The 16245-nt window shown below is 75.0% G+C and carries 16 protein-coding genes and 1 riboswitch; of the genes, 6 read left to right on the forward strand and 10 right to left on the reverse strand.

Features of this window, described 5'->3' with window-relative positions:
• Nucleotides 1-221: 221 nt before the first annotated feature.
• The 3 genes from BM237_RS00340 to BM237_RS00350 form a co-directional block, all read right to left on the reverse strand.
• Nucleotides 222-890 carry a LysM peptidoglycan-binding domain-containing protein gene (locus BM237_RS00340; RefSeq protein WP_093846524.1) on the reverse strand — a complete coding sequence of 223 codons (669 nt, stop codon included), beginning with the start codon at nucleotides 888-890 and terminating at the stop codon, nucleotides 222-224.
• Between the two features lie 6 nt (nucleotides 891-896).
• Nucleotides 897-1067: riboswitch (cyclic di-AMP (ydaO/yuaA leader) on the reverse strand.
• A gap of 235 nt (nucleotides 1068-1302) precedes the next feature.
• Nucleotides 1303-2307: a LysM peptidoglycan-binding domain-containing protein gene (locus BM237_RS00345; RefSeq protein ID WP_245793328.1), complete on the reverse strand. Its 1005-nt coding sequence runs from the start codon at nucleotides 2305-2307 to the stop codon at nucleotides 1303-1305.
• Between the two features lie 195 nt (nucleotides 2308-2502).
• Nucleotides 2503-3774: a cytochrome P450 family protein gene (locus BM237_RS00350; RefSeq protein WP_093846528.1), complete on the reverse strand. Its 1272-nt coding sequence runs from the start codon at nucleotides 3772-3774 to the stop codon at nucleotides 2503-2505.
• A gap of 147 nt (nucleotides 3775-3921) precedes the next feature.
• Between BM237_RS00350 and BM237_RS00355 the strand changes: the two genes are divergently transcribed.
• Nucleotides 3922-4353, forward strand: a complete 432-nt coding sequence (locus BM237_RS00355; protein WP_093846530.1) for a DUF4190 domain-containing protein — start codon at nucleotides 3922-3924, stop codon at nucleotides 4351-4353.
• 66 nt (nucleotides 4354-4419) lie between these two features.
• On the opposite strand, the gene BM237_RS00360 is transcribed toward BM237_RS00355, so the two are convergent.
• Entirely contained in the window at nucleotides 4420-5868 is a 1449-nt protein-coding gene (locus tag BM237_RS00360; protein WP_425443621.1) for an MFS transporter, read from the reverse strand.
• A gap of 91 nt (nucleotides 5869-5959) precedes the next feature.
• Complete coding sequence (locus tag BM237_RS00365; RefSeq protein WP_093846532.1) at nucleotides 5960-7951, reverse strand: M48 family metalloprotease; 1992 nt, start codon at nucleotides 7949-7951, stop codon at nucleotides 5960-5962.
• 283 nt (nucleotides 7952-8234) lie between these two features.
• Here BM237_RS00365 and BM237_RS30190 point away from each other — a divergent pair, with 283 nt between their 5' ends.
• The 5 genes from BM237_RS30190 (at nucleotide 8235) to BM237_RS00380 (ending at nucleotide 10113) form a co-directional block, all read left to right on the forward strand.
• Nucleotides 8235-8360 carry a hypothetical protein gene (locus tag BM237_RS30190; RefSeq protein WP_281253867.1) on the forward strand — a complete coding sequence of 42 codons (126 nt, stop codon included), beginning with the start codon at nucleotides 8235-8237 and terminating at the stop codon, nucleotides 8358-8360.
• Between the two features lie 5 nt (nucleotides 8361-8365).
• The gene (locus BM237_RS30195; RefSeq protein WP_281253868.1) at nucleotides 8366-8488 is read left to right on the forward strand and encodes a hypothetical protein; all 123 of its coding nucleotides are present in this window, start codon (nucleotides 8366-8368) and stop codon (nucleotides 8486-8488) included.
• A 413-nt stretch (nucleotides 8489-8901) separates the two neighbouring features.
• Nucleotides 8902-9309 carry a DUF4190 domain-containing protein gene (locus tag BM237_RS00370; protein ID WP_093846534.1) on the forward strand — a complete coding sequence of 136 codons (408 nt, stop codon included), beginning with the start codon at nucleotides 8902-8904 and terminating at the stop codon, nucleotides 9307-9309.
• Between the two features lie 109 nt (nucleotides 9310-9418).
• A complete protein-coding gene (locus BM237_RS00375) occupies nucleotides 9419-9679 on the forward strand; it encodes a hypothetical protein (protein WP_093846536.1) in 261 nt (86 codons plus the stop codon).
• 14 nt (nucleotides 9680-9693) lie between these two features.
• Nucleotides 9694-10113 carry a type II toxin-antitoxin system VapC family toxin gene (locus tag BM237_RS00380; RefSeq protein ID WP_093846538.1) on the forward strand — a complete coding sequence of 140 codons (420 nt, stop codon included), beginning with the start codon at nucleotides 9694-9696 and terminating at the stop codon, nucleotides 10111-10113.
• Between the two features lie 40 nt (nucleotides 10114-10153).
• Here BM237_RS00380 and BM237_RS00385 read toward each other — a convergent pair whose 3' ends face one another.
• From BM237_RS00385 to BM237_RS00405, 5 genes are all read right to left on the reverse strand, one after another.
• The gene (locus BM237_RS00385; RefSeq protein ID WP_093846540.1) at nucleotides 10154-10873 is read right to left on the reverse strand and encodes a lysoplasmalogenase; all 720 of its coding nucleotides are present in this window, start codon (nucleotides 10871-10873) and stop codon (nucleotides 10154-10156) included.
• Between the two features lie 108 nt (nucleotides 10874-10981).
• A complete protein-coding gene (locus tag BM237_RS00390; protein WP_093846542.1) occupies nucleotides 10982-11344 on the reverse strand; it encodes a DUF6479 family protein in 363 nt (120 codons plus the stop codon).
• 28 nt (nucleotides 11345-11372) lie between these two features.
• Nucleotides 11373-12464 (reverse strand): nucleoside triphosphate pyrophosphohydrolase, encoded by a 1092-nt coding sequence (locus BM237_RS00395; protein WP_093846544.1) that lies wholly within the window; start codon nucleotides 12462-12464, stop codon nucleotides 11373-11375.
• 28 nt (nucleotides 12465-12492) lie between these two features.
• Nucleotides 12493-14820 carry a polysaccharide pyruvyl transferase family protein gene (locus BM237_RS00400; RefSeq protein WP_175540828.1) on the reverse strand — a complete coding sequence of 776 codons (2328 nt, stop codon included), beginning with the start codon at nucleotides 14818-14820 and terminating at the stop codon, nucleotides 12493-12495.
• A complete protein-coding gene (locus tag BM237_RS00405) occupies nucleotides 14817-16199 on the reverse strand; it encodes a hypothetical protein (protein ID WP_245793329.1) in 1383 nt (460 codons plus the stop codon). The genes BM237_RS00400 and BM237_RS00405 overlap by 4 nt, the downstream gene beginning before the upstream one ends.
• Nucleotides 16200-16245: the final 46 nt, after the last annotated feature.

Below are 16245 nucleotides of genomic sequence, written 5' to 3' on the forward strand. Positions count from 1 at the left end.
AGTGCCCTGAGCCTATCCGGCCCGCGCACGCCACCTCGCCGACAGCCCGTGCCATACGGCGGAACGGATGGTGAAATCGCAGCTCAGAGATAGTGGGAGCATTTTGTTTCCAAATTGAATAAACCCGGTGCGGCGCGCCCTCCGCCAGAGGAGGTGACACACCGCACCGGGGTGGCGCCGCCGGGTGACGGCAGTGGCGCCGGGGCGGGCACAGCAGGGGATCAGACCCGGAGCTGCTGGCCGGGGAAGATCAGATTGGGGTCGTCGCCGATGACGTCGGCGTTGTCCTGGTAGATCTGCTGCCAGGTGGTGCCGTGGGCGGCGGCGATGGCGCGCAGGGTGTCGCCGGACTCGACCGTGTAGCCGGACTCGGAGGCGCCCTGCGGCCGGGACTGCTCCTGGGACTGCGACTGCTCCTGGGACCGCTCCTGGGACTGGGACCGGTTCCGCGGCTCGGAGTGCGTCCGCCCGCCGCCGGAGCGGCCGCCGTCCGGGTCCACATCGGCCGCGGGCCCACCCGCGGTGAGACCGCCCTTCTCGGCGCAGGCCCAGGCACGCGGCCCCTGCATGGCCAGCAACCGCTCGGCCACGGCGATCTGCTGCTCCCTGGTGGCCAGGTCGGCGCGCGGCGCGTACCGGGTGCCGCCGGCGGCCTCCCAGCTCGACTGGGCGAACTGCAGACCGCCGTAGTAGCCGTTGCCGGTGTTGATGGACCAGTCGCCGCCGGACTCGCACTGGGCCACCCGCTCCCAGGTGTCGACGGACGCGGCCGAGGCGCCCGGCGCGCCCGCCACCGGAACGGCGATGGCGGCGCCCGCGGCGCCCGTCAGCGCGGCCGCGCGAACGGCTCTGACGGTGCGACTGTCGTACCCCTTGCCGGTGAACAGCATGGACGTCCCTTATCTCACCGACGCCTGCGAGGTGAGCTGTCGGGTTCGGACAGTGAGCAAGCCCGGCCGTCCGGGGCACGGAGCCCCGGGCGACTTCACCCCAAGCCGCTCCGGACCGTGCGGTCCGGGGCGGCGCCTACCTGGTTCCCCCGCTCCTGCCCTCGGCGCTGACGCGACGACTGCCCACCGGCCGCCGGCAGGATTCGGCGCTGCGGTCGGTGGCACTCGCGGTGCGAGCGAGATGACGGTAAGCACACCGGGGCATACGCCTCAAAGCATGTCAGAAACCGCCGATTCACCCTTTCTGACGCCCGCACGGCTGGAACCCGCAGGTCAGGTGAGGAGCGTTAGGCCGGACAGGAACGACACGCCGCAATCGCCCGGGAGGGTCATCCCGCAGGGCCGTCCGCACTCATCCGAGACTGAGTTCCTGTCCCGGCAGAATCAGGTCCGGATCCTCGCCCACGACGTCCTTGTTGCTCTCGTACAGCCCGCTCCAGCCGCCCGGGACGTCCTGCTCCTGTGCGATCGTCACAAGCGAGTCCCCGGGGCGCACCAGATAGCCCTCGTCGCTCCCGCGGGCTCCCAGACCGCTCACGGTGCCCGCCAGCGCGGGGCGCTCGGCGCGGGCGGAGCGGTCGGCGGTCTCCCCGGACCGCTCGTCGCCGGCGGCCTCCCGGCCCTCCGGCGCCCCGCTCTCCGTGCCCCGCTCCAGCTCCAGTTCGCGCGGGTCACGCTCACCGCGGTGCTTTCCGGTGCCCTCCCCCGCCCCGGCGCGGGATTCGTCCCCGGGGACGGCGTCCTTCGCGCCGGCGTCCCCGGCCTCGCCGTCCTCGGCGCCGTCGCCCTCCGGAGCCCCGTTGTCGTCCTGGGTCCCGTCCTTCGCAGTGCCGTCCTTCGCAGCGCCGTCCTTCGCAGCGCCGTCCTTCGTGCCGCCACCGGACCCGGATCCGTCCTCGCCGGCGGCCGGGGATCCCTCCTCCTCCGCGTCGCCGCCCGGCAGGATGCCGTCCAGGAGGCCCCCGCCGCCCCTTCCGCTCCCGCCGTCGCGCGTGTCCTCCTCCGGCAGGAGGTTGTCCGGGTCGATGGCCGGGGCCTCGCCGGTGGTGTCGTGGCGCAGCCCGGCGTTGACGCCGCAGGAGGGCCAGGCCTCCGGCCCCCGGTCGGCGAGGATCTTCTCGGCCACCGCGATCTGCTGGCTGCGGCTGGCGAGGTCGGGGCGCTCGGCGTACGCCGTGCCGTCGTAGCGCTCCCAGATCTCCTGGGTGAGCTGGAGGCCGCCGTAGTAGCCGTTGCCGGTGTCGGCGCTCCACAGGCCGCCGCTCTCGCACTGCGCGACCCGGTCCCAGGTGTCGAGGTCTGCCGCCTGCGCGCCCGCCGCCCCGAGCAGGGGGATGGCGAATCCCGCGCCGGTCACTCCGGCCGTGACGAAGATGGCGGGAGCCTGGCGGGGGCGGCGGTGTCTACCGTTCCCGGAAAGCATGTGTGGGGCCTCTCGTGCGTGGACAGATGACAGGGTTGCGCGGTTGACGGCTGAACGTAGCGTCACCGGGCCGATCATCACAAGTCAATGTCTCGCAGATCACGCACAGATCACATGCATGACCGTGCGTCACCCGCGCACCGGCTCGAACTCCACCGGCAGTTCGCGCAGTCCGCGCATGATGAGGCCGCCCCGCCAGCGCAGATCGGCGGGTTCCGCCGCGAGCCGCAGGTCGGGGAGGCGTCCGAACAGGGCCGTGAGCGCGATTCGCCCCTCCAGCCGCGCCAGCGGCGCTCCCAGGCAGTAGTGGATGCCGTGGCCGTATCCGAGGTGGGGGTTGTCACCGCGTGTGAGGTCCAGGGTGTCCGGGTCCGCGAACCGCGCCGGGTCGCGGTCGGCGGCGGCCAGCACCACCAGCACCGGGTCGCCCGTGCCGATCCGCTGCCCGCCGATCTCCAGCGGCTCGGTGGCGAACCGCCAGGTGGCCAGCTCCACCGGCCCGTCGTAGCGCAGCAGTTCCTCCACCGCCGTCCGCAGCGCTCCGGTGTCGCCCGCCGCCAGCGCGTCCTGGAGCAGCCGCCGCTGCTCCGAGTGGCGCAGCAGCGCGTAGGTGCCGTTGCCGATGAGGTTGACGGTGGTCTCGAAACCGGCGAACAGCAGGATGAACGCCATCGCCGCGGCCTCGTCCTCCGTCAGGTGCTCGCCGTGGTCACTCGCCCGGATCAGACCGGAGATCAGATCGTCGCCCAGGTCGCCGCGCTTGCGGTGGATCAGCTCGGCCAGGTACGCGCGCATCCGCTTCACCGCCCGGCCCACCCCGCCGCGCGGGCCGCCGCCGTGACGCAGCATCATGCCCGCCCAGTCGCGGAAGTCGTCCTGGTCCTCGGCCGGGACGCCGAGCATGTCGCAGATGGCGTAGATCGGCAGCGGGAATGCGAACTCGTGGATGAGGTCGGCGCTCCCGCGCTCCGCGAAGCCGTCGACGAGCCGGTCGGCCAGTTCCCGCACCCGCGGCTCGAAGGCCGCCACCCGGCGCGGGGTGAACGCCTTGGACACCAGCCGCCGCAGCCGGGTGTGGTCGGGCGGGTCGATGTTGAGCAGGTGCGTCATCAGGTTGGCGCTGCGCTCGCCCGGGATCCCCACCTTCCCCTTGCCGTGCGCGGCCTCGCTGTGGTGGGCGGGGTTCTTGCTCAGCCGCGGGTCGGCCAGCGTCTCGCGCGCGTCCGCGTACCGCGTCACCAGCCACGCCTCCACCCCGCTGGGCAGCGCGGTGCGGTGCACGGGCGCGTGCTCGCGCAGCCAGGCGTACGCGGGGTAGGGGTCGGTGGCGAACTCGTGCGAGAACAGCTCGGGCGGGGGCGAGGGCGGGGTGCGGTCGGCGCCGGCGTTCTCGTGGTCCACGCCTCGACGCTAACGCGGCCCACGCACGCCCGGCCGAGGGGGTCCGGGCTCCCCCGTCCACCGGGCCGGACCGGTGGCGGCATGGCGGCCCGGCGGACGGGTACGGCTGAAGAACGGATACGGTGAAACCTCCGAAAGGAGGACACAGTGCCCTCGCACTCCTACCCTCCTCCGCAGGACTGGGGCCACTACGGGGAGCCGGAGCCCGAACCGCCGCCCCCGGAGCCCCCGGCACGGCCCCGCGACGGGATGGGGGTCGCCGCCCTCGTGCTCGGCCTGATCGCCCTGGTGATGTTCTGGACCGCCCTCCTGGGCGTGGTCCTGGGGGTGCTGGCGGTCGTGTTCGGCGTCGTCGGCTACCGCCGCGTCGGGCGGGGCGAGGCGACCAACGGATGGATGGCCCTCACCGGCGCGATCACGGGCTTCATCGGGCTGGCGCTCTCCACCGCCGTCATCGCCGCCGCGGTGGCCTTCCTCAACTCCGACGAGGTCGACGACTTCCGCGACTGCATGCGGAACGCCGACACCTCCTCCGAGAGCCAGGAGTGCGTGGACGACCTGCGCGAGCGGTACTGGTGAGGGCGCGCGACGTACGCGGGCCGCGTCCGCCCGCCGGCGGGTCCGTGACTCCGCGCCCCCGCCGTCTCACCGGGCCCGGCGGCCCTCCCCCGGCAGCGTCAGCGCGACCAGCACCAGACAGCACCCCAGGACCACCGCACCGGTGCGGTAGGCCAGGGCGTAACCGGGGGCGAGGGCGTCCGGGGCCTCGCCGGTGATCCGGGAGGCCGCGACGGTGGAGAGCACCGCCAGGCCCAGGGAGCCGCCCATGGTGCGCGAGGTGTTCACCATCGCCGAGACCACGCCCGCGTCCCGGTGCGGGGCACCGGAGGTGGCCAGGGAGGCCAGCGGGGTGGCCAGCAGCCCGGTGCCGAGCATCGTCGTCACCCCGGGCCCCATCACCGTGGCCGCGTAACCGCCGTCGGCGGCCATCACCGAGCTGAACCACAGGAAGCCGCACGCCGCCAGCGCCACGCCCGTCAGCGCGGTGTTCCGGGCCCCGATCCGGTGCATCAGCCGGGGCGCGAGCTTGGATCCGGCGACGACGCTGAGCGAGTGCGGCAGGAACCCCAGGCCCGCCTGGAGGGGTGTGTAGAGCAGCACGTTCTGCATGTACAGCGACATGAAGTACCAGGAGGAGACCAGCGCCGCGCCGCACACGAACATCGCGGCGTTGGCCGCCGACACCGACGGCAGCCGGAACAGGCGCAGCGGCATCAGCGGCGCCCCGGCCCGGGACTCCACCGCGACGAACAGCCCCAGCAGCGCCAGCCCGCCCAGCAGGGGCACGAGCGTGACCGGCTCCGTCCAGCCGGCCGCCTCCGTCTGCACGATGCCGTACGCCACCGCGCCGAGACCGCCGGTGACCAGCACCGCGCCGGGCACGTCGAGGCGGCGGGCGCCACCGGCCGGATGGTCCGCCGACAGCCGGAGCGCCACCGCGAGCAGCACGAGCACGCCGATGGGCACGTTGACCAGCAGCACCCAGCGCCAGGACAGCGCGTCGGTGAGCACACCGCCGACGAACCCGCCCGCCGCGCCGCCTCCCGCGCCCACCGCCGTCCAGGTGCCGATGGCCCGGGCGCGGGCCGGCCCCTCCGGAACGGAGGTGGTCAGCAGGGTCAGGGTGGACGGGGCGAGGACGGCGGCCCCCGTCCCCTGCACGGCCCGCGCGGCCAGCAGCTGCCAGGGCTCCTGCGCGAGGCCGCCGGCGAGGCTGGCGGCGGTGAACAGGCCGAGTCCGGCCAGGAACACGCGCTTGCGTCCGAAGAGGTCGCCGGCCCGCCCGCCGAGCAGCATGAACCCGGCGAAGGTCAGCGTGTAGGTGTTGACCACCCACTGGAGCTGCTCGGCGTCCATCCGCAGCCCGGCGCGCATGGACGGCAGCGCCACGTTGACGACGGAGACGTCGAGGACGACGAGGAACTGGCCCGCGCACGCGGCGAGCACGATCAGCCACGGCGCCCGGGCCGGGCCGGGTGCCGGTGTCGCCTGGGGTTTCTCGGCCTCGGCCGGACGCTTGTCCATGGCACCCATGCTAGGGAGCCGCCACCGGCCGCCCGGCCCCGGCCGCCGGGCACCCGCCCTCCGGCGGCCCGCCCGCTCCGGCACGCTCACCGCGGCCCGCTCACTCCGGCGACCGGAGCGCGGCGCCGGGGGCCGGCGTGACGGCCGGAAGCGGGGTGGCGACGGGCCCCGGTGTGGCGACGAGGTCGCCGAACGGTACGCAGTCGCCCGCCAGACGGATCTCCCTGGGCCCGCACTCCGCCGGCGGGTACGGCAGGGGCGAGGAGGAGCGCGGGGAGAGGGGGGCGACCGGTGTGCCCGGGACGGATGGCCGCTCCGGCACGTCGTCCCCGGTGAACAGGTTCCAGGAGAACACCACCGCGACCACCACCGCGGCCACCAGCATCCCCGGCTTGCCGTTCAGCCGGCCGGGCTTCTCGGCACCGGCTCCGGTGGCGGTGGCGGAACCGGCGGTGGCGGGACCGGCGGTGGGACCGGCGGTGGGACCGGCCCCGCCGGTCGGGCGGGCCACCGGGCCGGTGCGGTCCAGCGGGGCCGCGGTGTTGACGCCGCACAGGACGAGACGGGTGCGCAGCGGGGGAACGGCCGCGGGATCGGCCGCCGCCGCCCGCGCCAGCTCCACCGCCTCCCGGGCCTCGCCGTCGTAGGCGACCAGGGCGCTGGGCCCCGTCCAGCGCAGGCTCCACCCCGCCCGCCCGGCGCTCGTGAGCCCCTGGCCCACCAGGACCTCCAGCGCCTGCGCGGGCGACCCCGGCAGACCCCACTGGTCCGTGCCCCAGCCCGTCTCGTGCAGCGCCTCGGCCAGCTCGGCGCCGCGTCCGGCCTCCAGCAGCCCCAGGACGGCCTCCACGGAGGGGTCCGGCAGGACGTCCGGCCCGAGGAGCCGGGCCAGGGGCTCGCGCAGGTCCTCGACGGCCTGGACCATCTGCGCCTCGGCCGCGTCGTCCAGCCACTCCCGCCACGGCCGCCCCGGCCCGCGCGGCCCCGACGGCGGCAGGAGCGGGCGCAGCAGGGAGCCCCACACCCCCTCGGGGAGCCGGAGGTACGCGGCGTCCGCCGCCCGTCCCGTCTCCGGGGCGGGCGGCGCGTCCGGGGCGCCCTTGTCGTGGGCGAGGGCGGCCAGACGGCGGCTCAGCGGAGGGTGGGAGTCCAGCCGGGAGCGGGGCGGTTCCGGCATCCTGCGCCGCCACTCCCCAAGGGCCTCGGCGTAGTCGGGGTCGGCCAGCATCTCGGCGAAGGGGCGCAGCGGGTCGTCGGGCGTCAGCCCGCGCCCGGCCATGGGGTCCAGCAGCCGGGCCCGGTAGTCGGCCCAGGCCGCGCCGACGGCGTGGACGGCGGTCAGGGCGGACGCCGTGGCCTCCCGCCCCACGACGGCCGCCGCCGCCTCGTCCGCCTGGAACTCCTGGCGCCGCCGCACGACGAAGGTGACGGCGTCGAACAGCCACGCATACGCCCCCAGCACCCAGCGCTGGTAGTCCGTGTAGGACGCCACCAGGAAGTTGCCCCCCGCCGCCTCGGCGATGCCGTCGCGCGCCGTGCGCAGGGCGGCCGAACCCCGGTGGGCGGTGGCCGCGAACCGGGTGTGCCGCCGCGCGTAGTGGCCCAGCTCGTGGCAGAGGACCGCCCGCAGCTCGTCCTCGCTCAGCCCCGCCAGCAGCGGTACGCCGATCTCCATGCGCCGGGCGGCCACTCCCGCGCCGAAGCGGGTGTCCTCGCCGACGGAGGCGTTGGCCTCCAGCGTCAGCCGGATCTCGGTCGGCTCGGGCGCGCCGACCGCACGCGCCAGGCCGGTGACCGTCTCCCACAGCCGCGGGGCCTGCCGCCGGGTGACCGCCCGGCCTCTGCGGGCGGCCGGGGTCCGCCCGCCGGAGAACAGTCCGCGCAGCACCGCCAGCACGGCCGGCAGTCCGAAGGCGATCATGTACAGCGGCGCCGGTGTCGTCATGCGCGCGCCCTCGACCAGGAGTGACCACAGCACAAAGGCCGACAGGGCCGCGTAGCCCAGCACCAGCGCCCACGACACCGCGTGGAAGCCGCCCACCAGAACGAGGGCCAGCGCGGTCCGCGCCAAGGCCCCCGGCGTCGTCCGCATCCCCGTCCGTCCCCCTTCCCCGTACGGCACCGCGTCGCGGCCGCCCTCGCTGTCATCGTTCCCACCGGCGGCGCGGCGCGAGTCGGAAGTGCGCCACCGGCGGCGCGAGCCCCTGGAGCCGTGCTTCCCGGGCAGGGGCCCGGCCACCTGCGCGCCCGGCGTCCGGCCCGCACCCGCCCACGGCGTGTCGCCACCGCGCGGAATCGTCCTGAAACAGCCCCCTGCGCAGCGGCTGTGCGGGCACTCCGTCCACCAGTGCCGAGCGGAGGACGGGGAGGACGGGATGCCGCTGCACGCGATCACCTCGGGGGTGCTCCATGTGCCCCGGGGCTACGAGTGGATCGTCCTGGCGGTCTTCCTCGCCTCGCTCGCGGTCGTCCTGTACGTCACCACGGGCGGAAGGAGGTGAAGCCTGTGCCGCACCATGCGATCAGCAGGTACCAGCCGCCCGCGGACGTGCCGTCCATGGGCGTCCTCATGCCGGCCCTCGCCGTGATCACGGTGGCACTGATCCTGGTCTTCAGGGGAAGGCGGTGAACGGAGGGGAGAGGGACCTGCGGGAGGAGGGGGAGTCGGGCACCGGCGTCGTGCGGTGGCTCGCGATCATCACCGGCGCCCTCCTCGCCGCCGGGCCCGCCGGCGGCGGAAGGCCCGGGTGGGTACGGGGAGCGGCATGGGCCGGCCTCGTCGTGCTCGCGCCCTGCGGGGGTCCGGATCGCGGACTGACCCGGTGGCGTCCCCGGCCGGGAGCCCGTTTGCGGCGACGGCCGGAGGGAAGCCGGTTGTCCAGCCAACACGCTTCGTACACGGGCCTGTTGGCAGTTCCCCGTATGAGTGGGGGAGAGCGGGTTCCCGCGCCGGCGTCCCGTCCGGGCCAAGCCGCCGGAAATCCGCGGTGGGGGTCGCGCTCCCCATCCCCCGCCCAACCCACCCGACCGAAAGGAATCGCAGTGGCTTCGTACTCCTCCCCGCAGGGCCACCCCGGTGCCCCGGGGCCGGCCGGGCGGCCGCCCCGCAACGGTCTGGGCATCGCCGCCCTCGTGGTCGGCGTGGCCGGCCTGCTGCTGTTCTGGACTCTCATCGGCGGTGTGCTGCTGGGCATCGCGGCCATCGTGCTGGGCGTCATCGGCTACCGCCGCGTCAAGAAGGGCGAGGCGACCAACGGCGCGATGGCCCTGATCGGCGCGATCACGGGCGCCATCGCGCTGGCGGCCTCCGTCGCCGTCATCGCCGCCGGGGTGTCCTTCCTGAACTCCGAGGAGTTCGGCAATCTGGACGAGTGCCTGCGGAACGCCGGCAGCGCGGCCGAGGAGCAGCAGTGCGAGCGGGACTTCCGCGACGAGCTGGAGCGGCGCTGAGCCGGAAGCGCCTTGGCGAACATGAGTCCCGCCCACCCGGCTCACGCGGTCCTCCGCCCGAGAGAGCGACGAGCAGATGAATCCCACCACTGGTGGCATAAGTGGTTTCATGGCTGCCAACAGCACGACCAAGCAACCCCGAACCCATGAGACGACGGTAAAGAAGTCGATCACCCTGCGACGGTCGGTGGCCGAGGAGATCGAGGAGCGCGCCGGAGCCCGCGGGTTCTCCAGCTTCATAGACGCTGCGGCGGAACACTGGCTGGCCCTGCTGAGGGCACAGGAGATCGTGGATGACCACGAACGCCGCACAGGACCTCTGCCCGACGCCTCGCTGGACGATGCGAGGCGTGCACGGCGAGGCGAGTAACCGACCACAGCGCAATGTTGACCGGACCGCGGTTCGTCCTCGACGCTCAGCCTCTCTCCCTGCTCGCCGAAGACGACCACCGCATGGTCGCATTGCTCGAGATCGCCCGTCAGGAGAGCTTCGCACCGATGATCAGCGCAGTCACGATCGCGGAGGTGAGACGGACCGGAAAAACGGAGGAGAGGCTGCGATGGCTGAGATCGCGCCTCACCGTGGTGCCCGTGACCGAGAAGACCGCGGACCTGGCAGCCGCTCTGCTGGAGCAAACCGGTCCGGACGGTCACGAGTGCGTGGTGGATTCACTGGTCGTCGCCACTGCAGCCGGCGTCATGGGCCCCGTGAAGGTCGTCTCCTCCGACGGTTCCCACGTACCCAAGCTCTGTGCGGCAGCGTCGACGGGACGCACATCCCCGGTGCAGTGGGTCAGGGTTTAGCCGTGGCCCCGCCATGCGGTGCGGCATGGTCCATACATGCTCACACCGGCGTGACGGGCCAGCCGGTGGTGATCAGGTACTGGCCGAAGAGGTAGCCCGCCATGATCGCGACCTCCTGGCCGGGGAAGACGTGCCCGGCGGCCTGGAGGCCGATGAGCAGGTCCGAGCCGAGGAAGGCCAGCGCGCCCGTGCCCGCGCGGGCGCCGGTGCCCAGGGCGGTGACGGCCATGGCCGTCAGGGCGAGGCTGTAACCCGCCACCGGCAGGCGCAACCGCTTCTCCAGCCCCGGGGCGATGGCGGCGTTGGCAGCGGCCCAGCCGGCCAGACCGGCCGCCGCGATCCAGGGGCGGCGGCGCAGGCCCTTCAGCGCGCCCTGGCGTACGTAGCCGGCCGTGTAGCTGACCTGGGTGCCCAGGAAGGCGGCCATGCCCAGGAGGAAGGCGGGCTCGTACTCGTCGGCGAGGAGGGCGGTGTCGCCGGCCGTGGCGCAGGCCAGTCCGGCCAGCAGGGCCTTCGGGGCGGGGGCGTCCGCCGTCTCGCGGCGGCGCAGGGCGTGGGCGGCCAGCGCCGGCATCAGCAGCGGCTTGCCGGCGCGGGCGGCGCCGCGCGGGCGGCGGGCGGTGGCCAGCAGATCGGCCGCCGCGAGCGCGCCGAAGGCGACCAGCGCGCTCCTGCCGTGCCCGTCGGGGCGGGTGAGCCGGGCCGCCGCCCGGCGGGTGCGGCGCGCGCCGCGCCCCGGAGCCGTCGCGAAGATCGTCATGGGGGCACAGTCTGGCGGTCCCGGCGGCGCGCTTCAATGGCCCGGCCGGACCGGATGCGGCCGGGGGCGGCCCGGTACAGCCCGGTGCGGCCCGGTGCGGCCCGAGGATCAGGTGTGGCCGGGGCCGCCGGAGCCGAAGCCTCCGCTGCTGCCGGGACTCCAGGTGGGGCGCTTGTCGGGGTCGACGGGGTGGGTGTCCTCGTGCTCCTGGAGCTCGTACGGGAGTCGGCGCCTGCCGTCACGGGGCAGTTCCTCGTCGTCCCGGACGCCGTCCTCGTAGACGATCGGCTCGTCCGGGCAGTCGGTCGGGGTGGAGACCCCCTCGTCGCCGCGCTTGAGGATGCGCAGCCCGTACACCACGGCCAGGATCAGCAGGCCCACCACCACGATTCCCGCGAGGAGGGGGCCGAGGCCGATCGTCAGATCGGAAGCGGCCAGTGGGATGTGATCCGCTGCGTAGATGCCGTTCATGGCCTTCGGGTACCCCCGTGCGGCCCGGTCACTCGGCCCGGGGCGGCTCCTGCCGGTCTCCGGCTCCCGTGCCCGCCGTGCCCGCCCCGAGCGCGCTCTCGGCCGCCCGTATGGCGTCCCGGTAGGTGCGGGCCGCCGCCCGCAGGGCCGTCTCGGGGTCGGTGCCCTGGGCCTCGGCGCGGGCGGCCAGGGCCAGCAGCTCGTAGCCGACGCCCTCGCCGGCCGGGAGGGCGTCGATGCCCGCGCCGCGGGCCCGGCCGGCGAGCTTCGCGGCCAGGGCGAGGGCCGGCTGGCCCAGCGGAATGCCCTCGGTGACCGAATCCCGCCGCTTCTCGACCGCCTTGGTGCGCAGCCAGTGGGCCTTGACCTCCTCCGGCGTCCCGGCGGTCTCGTCGCCGAAGACGTGGGGGTGGCGGTGGACCAGCTTCTCCACGATCGTGGCCGCCACGTCGTCGACGGAGAACGGCTCGTCGGGGTCGTCCTGGGCGATGCGGGCGTGGAAGACCACCTGGAGCAGCACGTCGCCCAGCTCCTCGCGCAGGGCCTCGCGGTCGCCCTCCTCGATGGCCTCGACCAGCTCGTACATCTCCTCGACGCCGTACTTGACCAGGTCCTCGCCGGTGCGGGTGCCGCTCCAGGGGCACTCGGCGCGGATGCGGTCCATGACCTGCACCAGGTCCAGCAGTCGGGCGCCGGGCAGGTCGTAGGAGCCGGGCAGCAGTTCCAGCTCGGGCATCGCCTCGCGGCCGGAGCCGGCCATGCGGGCCAGCCCGTCGGTCAGCTCCGGTTCGCCCTCGGCGCCGGCGAGGACCACCACCGTCGTGCCGCCCTCCGCCGCCGGGACACCGTCGCCGCTCCCGGCCGCCGGGCCGCCGCCGTCCGCGCCCGTGCAGGCGTCCACCAGTTCGCGGGCGGTGGGCCGGGCGATCTCCACCTCGACGCCCGCGTCCCGGACGTACGGGAGCTGCGGGTGGCCGGGGTCCGGGCACAGGACGCGGCCGGCCGTGCGCAGCGCCTGCCAGGCGGGCCAGGACAGCAGTCCGGGCGCGACGCGGTGGCTGGTGGTGAGCAGGACGATGCGGCCGGTGGCGGGGGCCGGCGCGGGGCTGGAGAGGTTCACGCCCCGAACGTAACCGATCGGCGCCGGTTCACCCCGCCGGGGCCGGTGCGCCGGGGCCGGTGAGGTGTGCGGCCTCCACGGGGACGCCCAGGCACCGTTCCAGCTCGGCGAGGTTGGCGCGGGTGGTCTCCCACAGCGGCCGCTGCCGCCCCAGGACGTCGGCCACCGCCGCGTCGTGGTCGTCCAGCAGGGCCGCGGCCCGCTCGGCGAGCTTCGCGCCCAGGTGCCGGTCGTGCACGGACAGCCCCCACTCGGGGCGGTCGATGTCGGCCAGGAAGTACGCCAGCTTGGGGTGCGAGATCAGGCTGAGGACCGGGGTGCCGCAGCCGAAGGGGATCATCCCGGCGTGCCCGCGCATCCCTATGACCAGGCGGGTGCGGCGGAAGCGCTCGTAGATCCCGGCGTTGGACAGGTCGTAGAGCGGCTCGACGGGCAGCGCGATGCCGTGCTCCCGGCGCAGGTCGTGCACGAACCGCTCGTCGACGGGCGTGTGGGGCGCGTACCGCACCTCCGCGCGCTTGCCCAGCTCGCGCACCGCGGCGGCCATCTCGGCCAGGAAGTGGCCGTAGTCGTGGCCGAAGCGCAGGCCCGCGCGGTCGTACGCGCAGTTGATCAGCACGGTGTCGTCGCGCCGCACGGGGTCGGTCCAGCCGGGCGAGAGCCTGCGCAGCACGGTGGTGGGGCACGGCTGGTAGCGCACCTTCTCCCGCAGGGAGGGGGGCAGCAGCGCCCGGACGCGTTCGACCGAGCCGTGGTTGCGCAGGCCGAAGAACGCCGACTTCTCCACCAGGGTCCGCAGGCTCTCGGTGAACCGGGTGCGGCGGTACGCCTGGCCGTCGAAGACGTTGTAGCCGACCGCGAGGACCGCCAGCGGCACGGTGATCCGCTCCAGCATCGCGTCGGGGACGTTCCACTGCCAGGCGCTGTTGCCGTTGGGCCAGGTGTCGGGGAGGAACAGTCCGCCGCCGCCGACGACCAGGGCTCGGCGGGCGTTCACGCGCTCCAGGGCCACCTCGTCGAAGAGGCGGTGGACCGGCACCGGCAGCCAGCGGCGCGGTCCGGTGTCGGCGCCGAAGCACAGCCGTACGGCCTCGGGTAGCACCTTGTCGCCCGCGTTCTCCTGGCCGGAGGCGAACAGCGCCACATGCGCGAGCTGCCCGTCGCCGGGGACGTCGGGGGCGGGCTCGCCGGGCAGCAGGGCCAGGCTGCGGCAGGTGCGGTTGACGGGCTCGGCGTCGAGCCCTTCGCGGGCGTACGCGCGGGCCGAGTCGTCGTCGCCGCGCAGCCACGCCAGCCGCGCGAGCCGGCTGAACGCCTTCGGCGCGACCGCGGGCGAGGCGGTGGCCAGCAGCAGATGGGTCTCGGCCTCGGCGTGGCGGGACTCGGCCATCAGCGCACTGCCCAGCGTCTCGTGGAAGCGCGGCTGGTCGGCCCGGGGAGTGACCGACAGCAGCACCTCGACGGCCTCGCGGTAGCGGCCCTCCTCGGTGTGGACGAGGGCGAGGGCGCGGGCCAGGTCGACGGTGGCGCCGCGCTCCAGCAGGGGGCGGGCGAGGTGAGCGAGGAGGGCGGGGTGCCTGGGGCCGGGCAGGGAGCAGTAGGCGGTGCGGAAGTCGTCGTCGGCCATCTCGTAGCGGGCGCGGGCGCGCTCGGCGGGGCTGCGTTCCTCCCCGTGTCCGGTACCGGTGTCCTCCGCGCCGCCGAACCGCAGGATCACCGTTTCCTCCGGGACGGGCAGGTCGCCGTGCAGGCGGCGGACGGGGAGGTCGTGACGGCCGTCGAGGGGCACGACGCATCCGGGTACGCCGTCACCGGCCAGCCGGGCGCGGGTGGAGTCGGCGAGCCACTCCCGCTGGAGGACCAGCAGGCCCTCGTCCGCCTGTACGCGGGGTTCACCGGAGGGCAGGGGGAGCTGCAAGGCCGCGCCCACGCCGTGGCGCAGCCGCAGCAGGGGGCCGATGTCACCCAGCACCACCATGTCGGGGCCCAGCATGATCACGGTGTCGTACTCGTGCGCCCGCAGGGCCTCCCACCGTCCGAGCCGTGTCCTGCGGGCGGTGATCCGGGGGTGCAGGCGCCGGGCGGCGTCCAGGGCGGATTCGGGCAGTCCGGGGTGGAGGAGGAGGAAGTCCTCGCAGACGCGGGGGTTGGTCAGCGCCAAGCTGCGCAGCAGGGTCAGCAGGCCGGGGAGGGTGTCCTCGTCGGCGTGGCAGGCGAAGGCGATGCGGCGCCTGCCGGTCAGGGCGGCGGTGTCGGCGGTGTCGGTGGCGGTGTCGGTGTCGGTGGCGGTGTCGGTGGCGGTGTCGGTGGCGTTGGCGTTGGCGGCTTCGATGCCGGCGGTGCGGGAGGCGGTCATCGCAGGGAGATCCTCGTCCGTGTGCTGTCCTCGGCCCGGGCCTCGGCCCAGGCACGTTCGGCGGGGCGCAGCCGGCCGGGGCCCGGCAGGTCGAAGCCGATCAGGTCCACGACCGGGCAGACTCCCAGGAAGTCCAGCAGCCGCAGCATCGTGAAGGCGGTGGTCGGGCCGGGGTCCGCGGCACTCTCGCCGATCAGCGCCGGATCGGTCACCGGGTGGCGGAGCGAGGCGTCGCCGACGCGGCGCTGCGCACCGGGGACCAGCCGCCGTACCGCGTGCAGCCACTCGTCGGCCGGATCGCCGAACACCAGCCGGATGCCGACCCGGTGGTCCAGGCGCGCGGTGGTGCGGTGGGAGAGGGCGTGGATGTCGGTGCGCTCCCCCGCGCCGGGGCCGTCCTGCGGGAAGGCGTCGCAGCGGACGACGAGGTCGTAGGCGTCGATCCCGGCGTCCGGCACGTGGTCGGCGAGCCGCGGGGCGTTCGACACCAGGCACACCGTCCGGCCCGCCACGGCGTTGCGCAGGTCGCCGACCGCGAGCGGCTCCCCGTCGTCCCCGCCCTCGCCCCTGCCACCGAGGAGGGGGTCGGACATCCGGCCCCGCCCGTCCAGCCGGCAGTACGCGGCGTACAGCGCGGCGAGGTCCCGTACGGCGGGGTCGGCCGCGCCGCGCTCGCGCAGGCGGTGGTCCATGTAGGCGGTGAAGGCGACGCGGACCTCGGACGCCGGCAGGCCGCCTCCGGCCGCCTCGGCGAAGGCGCGGGCCTCGGGACAGTCGTCGGCGGGGAACAGTCGCAGGGCCCCGGCAAGGCATTCCCGCCGTTCGGTGAGCGCGGCCAGGCGGGCGGCGGCGGCACGGGTGCCCGGGCCGGGCCCGGACAGGGCCAAGTGGCGCTCGTACGCCTCGGCGGCGACGGCGCCGCGCCCGAGTCCTTCCAGGGCGCGGGCACGCAGCAGCCAGGCCGCCCTGGAGTTGCGGCGGACGGTCAGGGCGGTGTCGGCCAGGAGGAGAGCGAGCCGGAGGTCGCGGGCGTCCGCCGCGGCGCGCCCGGTCTTCTCCCCCGCCGCGTCGAGAGCCGCGCCACCGGCGCGCAGCAGGGTGTCGAAGGACTCCTTGTCCACGGCCGGGCCGGAGGAGCGCCCGGCGGCCACGTCTCGGACGGTGTGCGCGGCGATCAGGGCGCCGAGCGCGGCGATCAGGCGGTTGTGCCCCGCGTCCGGCTCTCCGCCCGGCCCGGTGAGTTCGGCCAGCCGGTCCGCGCAGGCGCGGACGCATCCGGTGAGCGCGGTGCGCGCCTCGGCCTCGCGCGCGGCGCCCGGCCGCAGGCGCGGGATCCCCGGCCACGCCCGTGGCACGGCCCCGGGCCTCTTCGTCCTCATGTCTCTCCACTGTTCGGCGGTGGGAGGCCGAACAGTGCCCGACCGC

The sequence above is a fragment of the Streptomyces mangrovi genome (assembly GCF_900114215.1).
In the GTDB taxonomy this organism is placed as follows: domain Bacteria; phylum Actinomycetota; class Actinomycetes; order Streptomycetales; family Streptomycetaceae; genus Streptomyces; species Streptomyces barkulensis.

Excerpts from the sequence above, each read along its gene's own strand:
- BM237_RS00340 (WP_093846524.1), bottom strand. The coding sequence starts at position 890 with ATGCTGTTCACCGGCAAGGGGTACGACAGTCGCACCGTCAGAGCCGTT.
- BM237_RS00360 (WP_425443621.1), bottom strand. The coding sequence starts at position 5,868 with ATGGGTGCCATGGACAAGCGTCCGGCCGAGGCCGAGAAACCCCAGGCG.
- BM237_RS00365 (WP_093846532.1), bottom strand. The coding sequence starts at position 7,951 with ATGCGGACGACGCCGGGGGCCTTGGCGCGGACCGCGCTGGCCCTCGTT.
- BM237_RS30190 (WP_281253867.1), top strand. The coding sequence starts at position 8,235 with ATGCCGCTGCACGCGATCACCTCGGGGGTGCTCCATGTGCCCCGGGGC.
- BM237_RS00375 (WP_093846536.1), top strand. The coding sequence starts at position 9,419 with ATGGCTGCCAACAGCACGACCAAGCAACCCCGAACCCATGAGACGACG.
- BM237_RS00380 (WP_093846538.1), top strand. The coding sequence starts at position 9,694 with ATGTTGACCGGACCGCGGTTCGTCCTCGACGCTCAGCCTCTCTCCCTG.
- BM237_RS00385 (WP_093846540.1), bottom strand. The coding sequence starts at position 10,873 with ATGACGATCTTCGCGACGGCTCCGGGGCGCGGCGCGCGCCGCACCCGC.
- BM237_RS00390 (WP_093846542.1), bottom strand. The coding sequence starts at position 11,344 with ATGAACGGCATCTACGCAGCGGATCACATCCCACTGGCCGCTTCCGAT.
- BM237_RS00400 (WP_175540828.1), bottom strand. The coding sequence starts at position 14,820 with ATGACCGCCTCCCGCACCGCCGGCATCGAAGCCGCCAACGCCAACGCC.
- BM237_RS00405 (WP_245793329.1), bottom strand. The coding sequence starts at position 16,199 with ATGAGGACGAAGAGGCCCGGGGCCGTGCCACGGGCGTGGCCGGGGATC.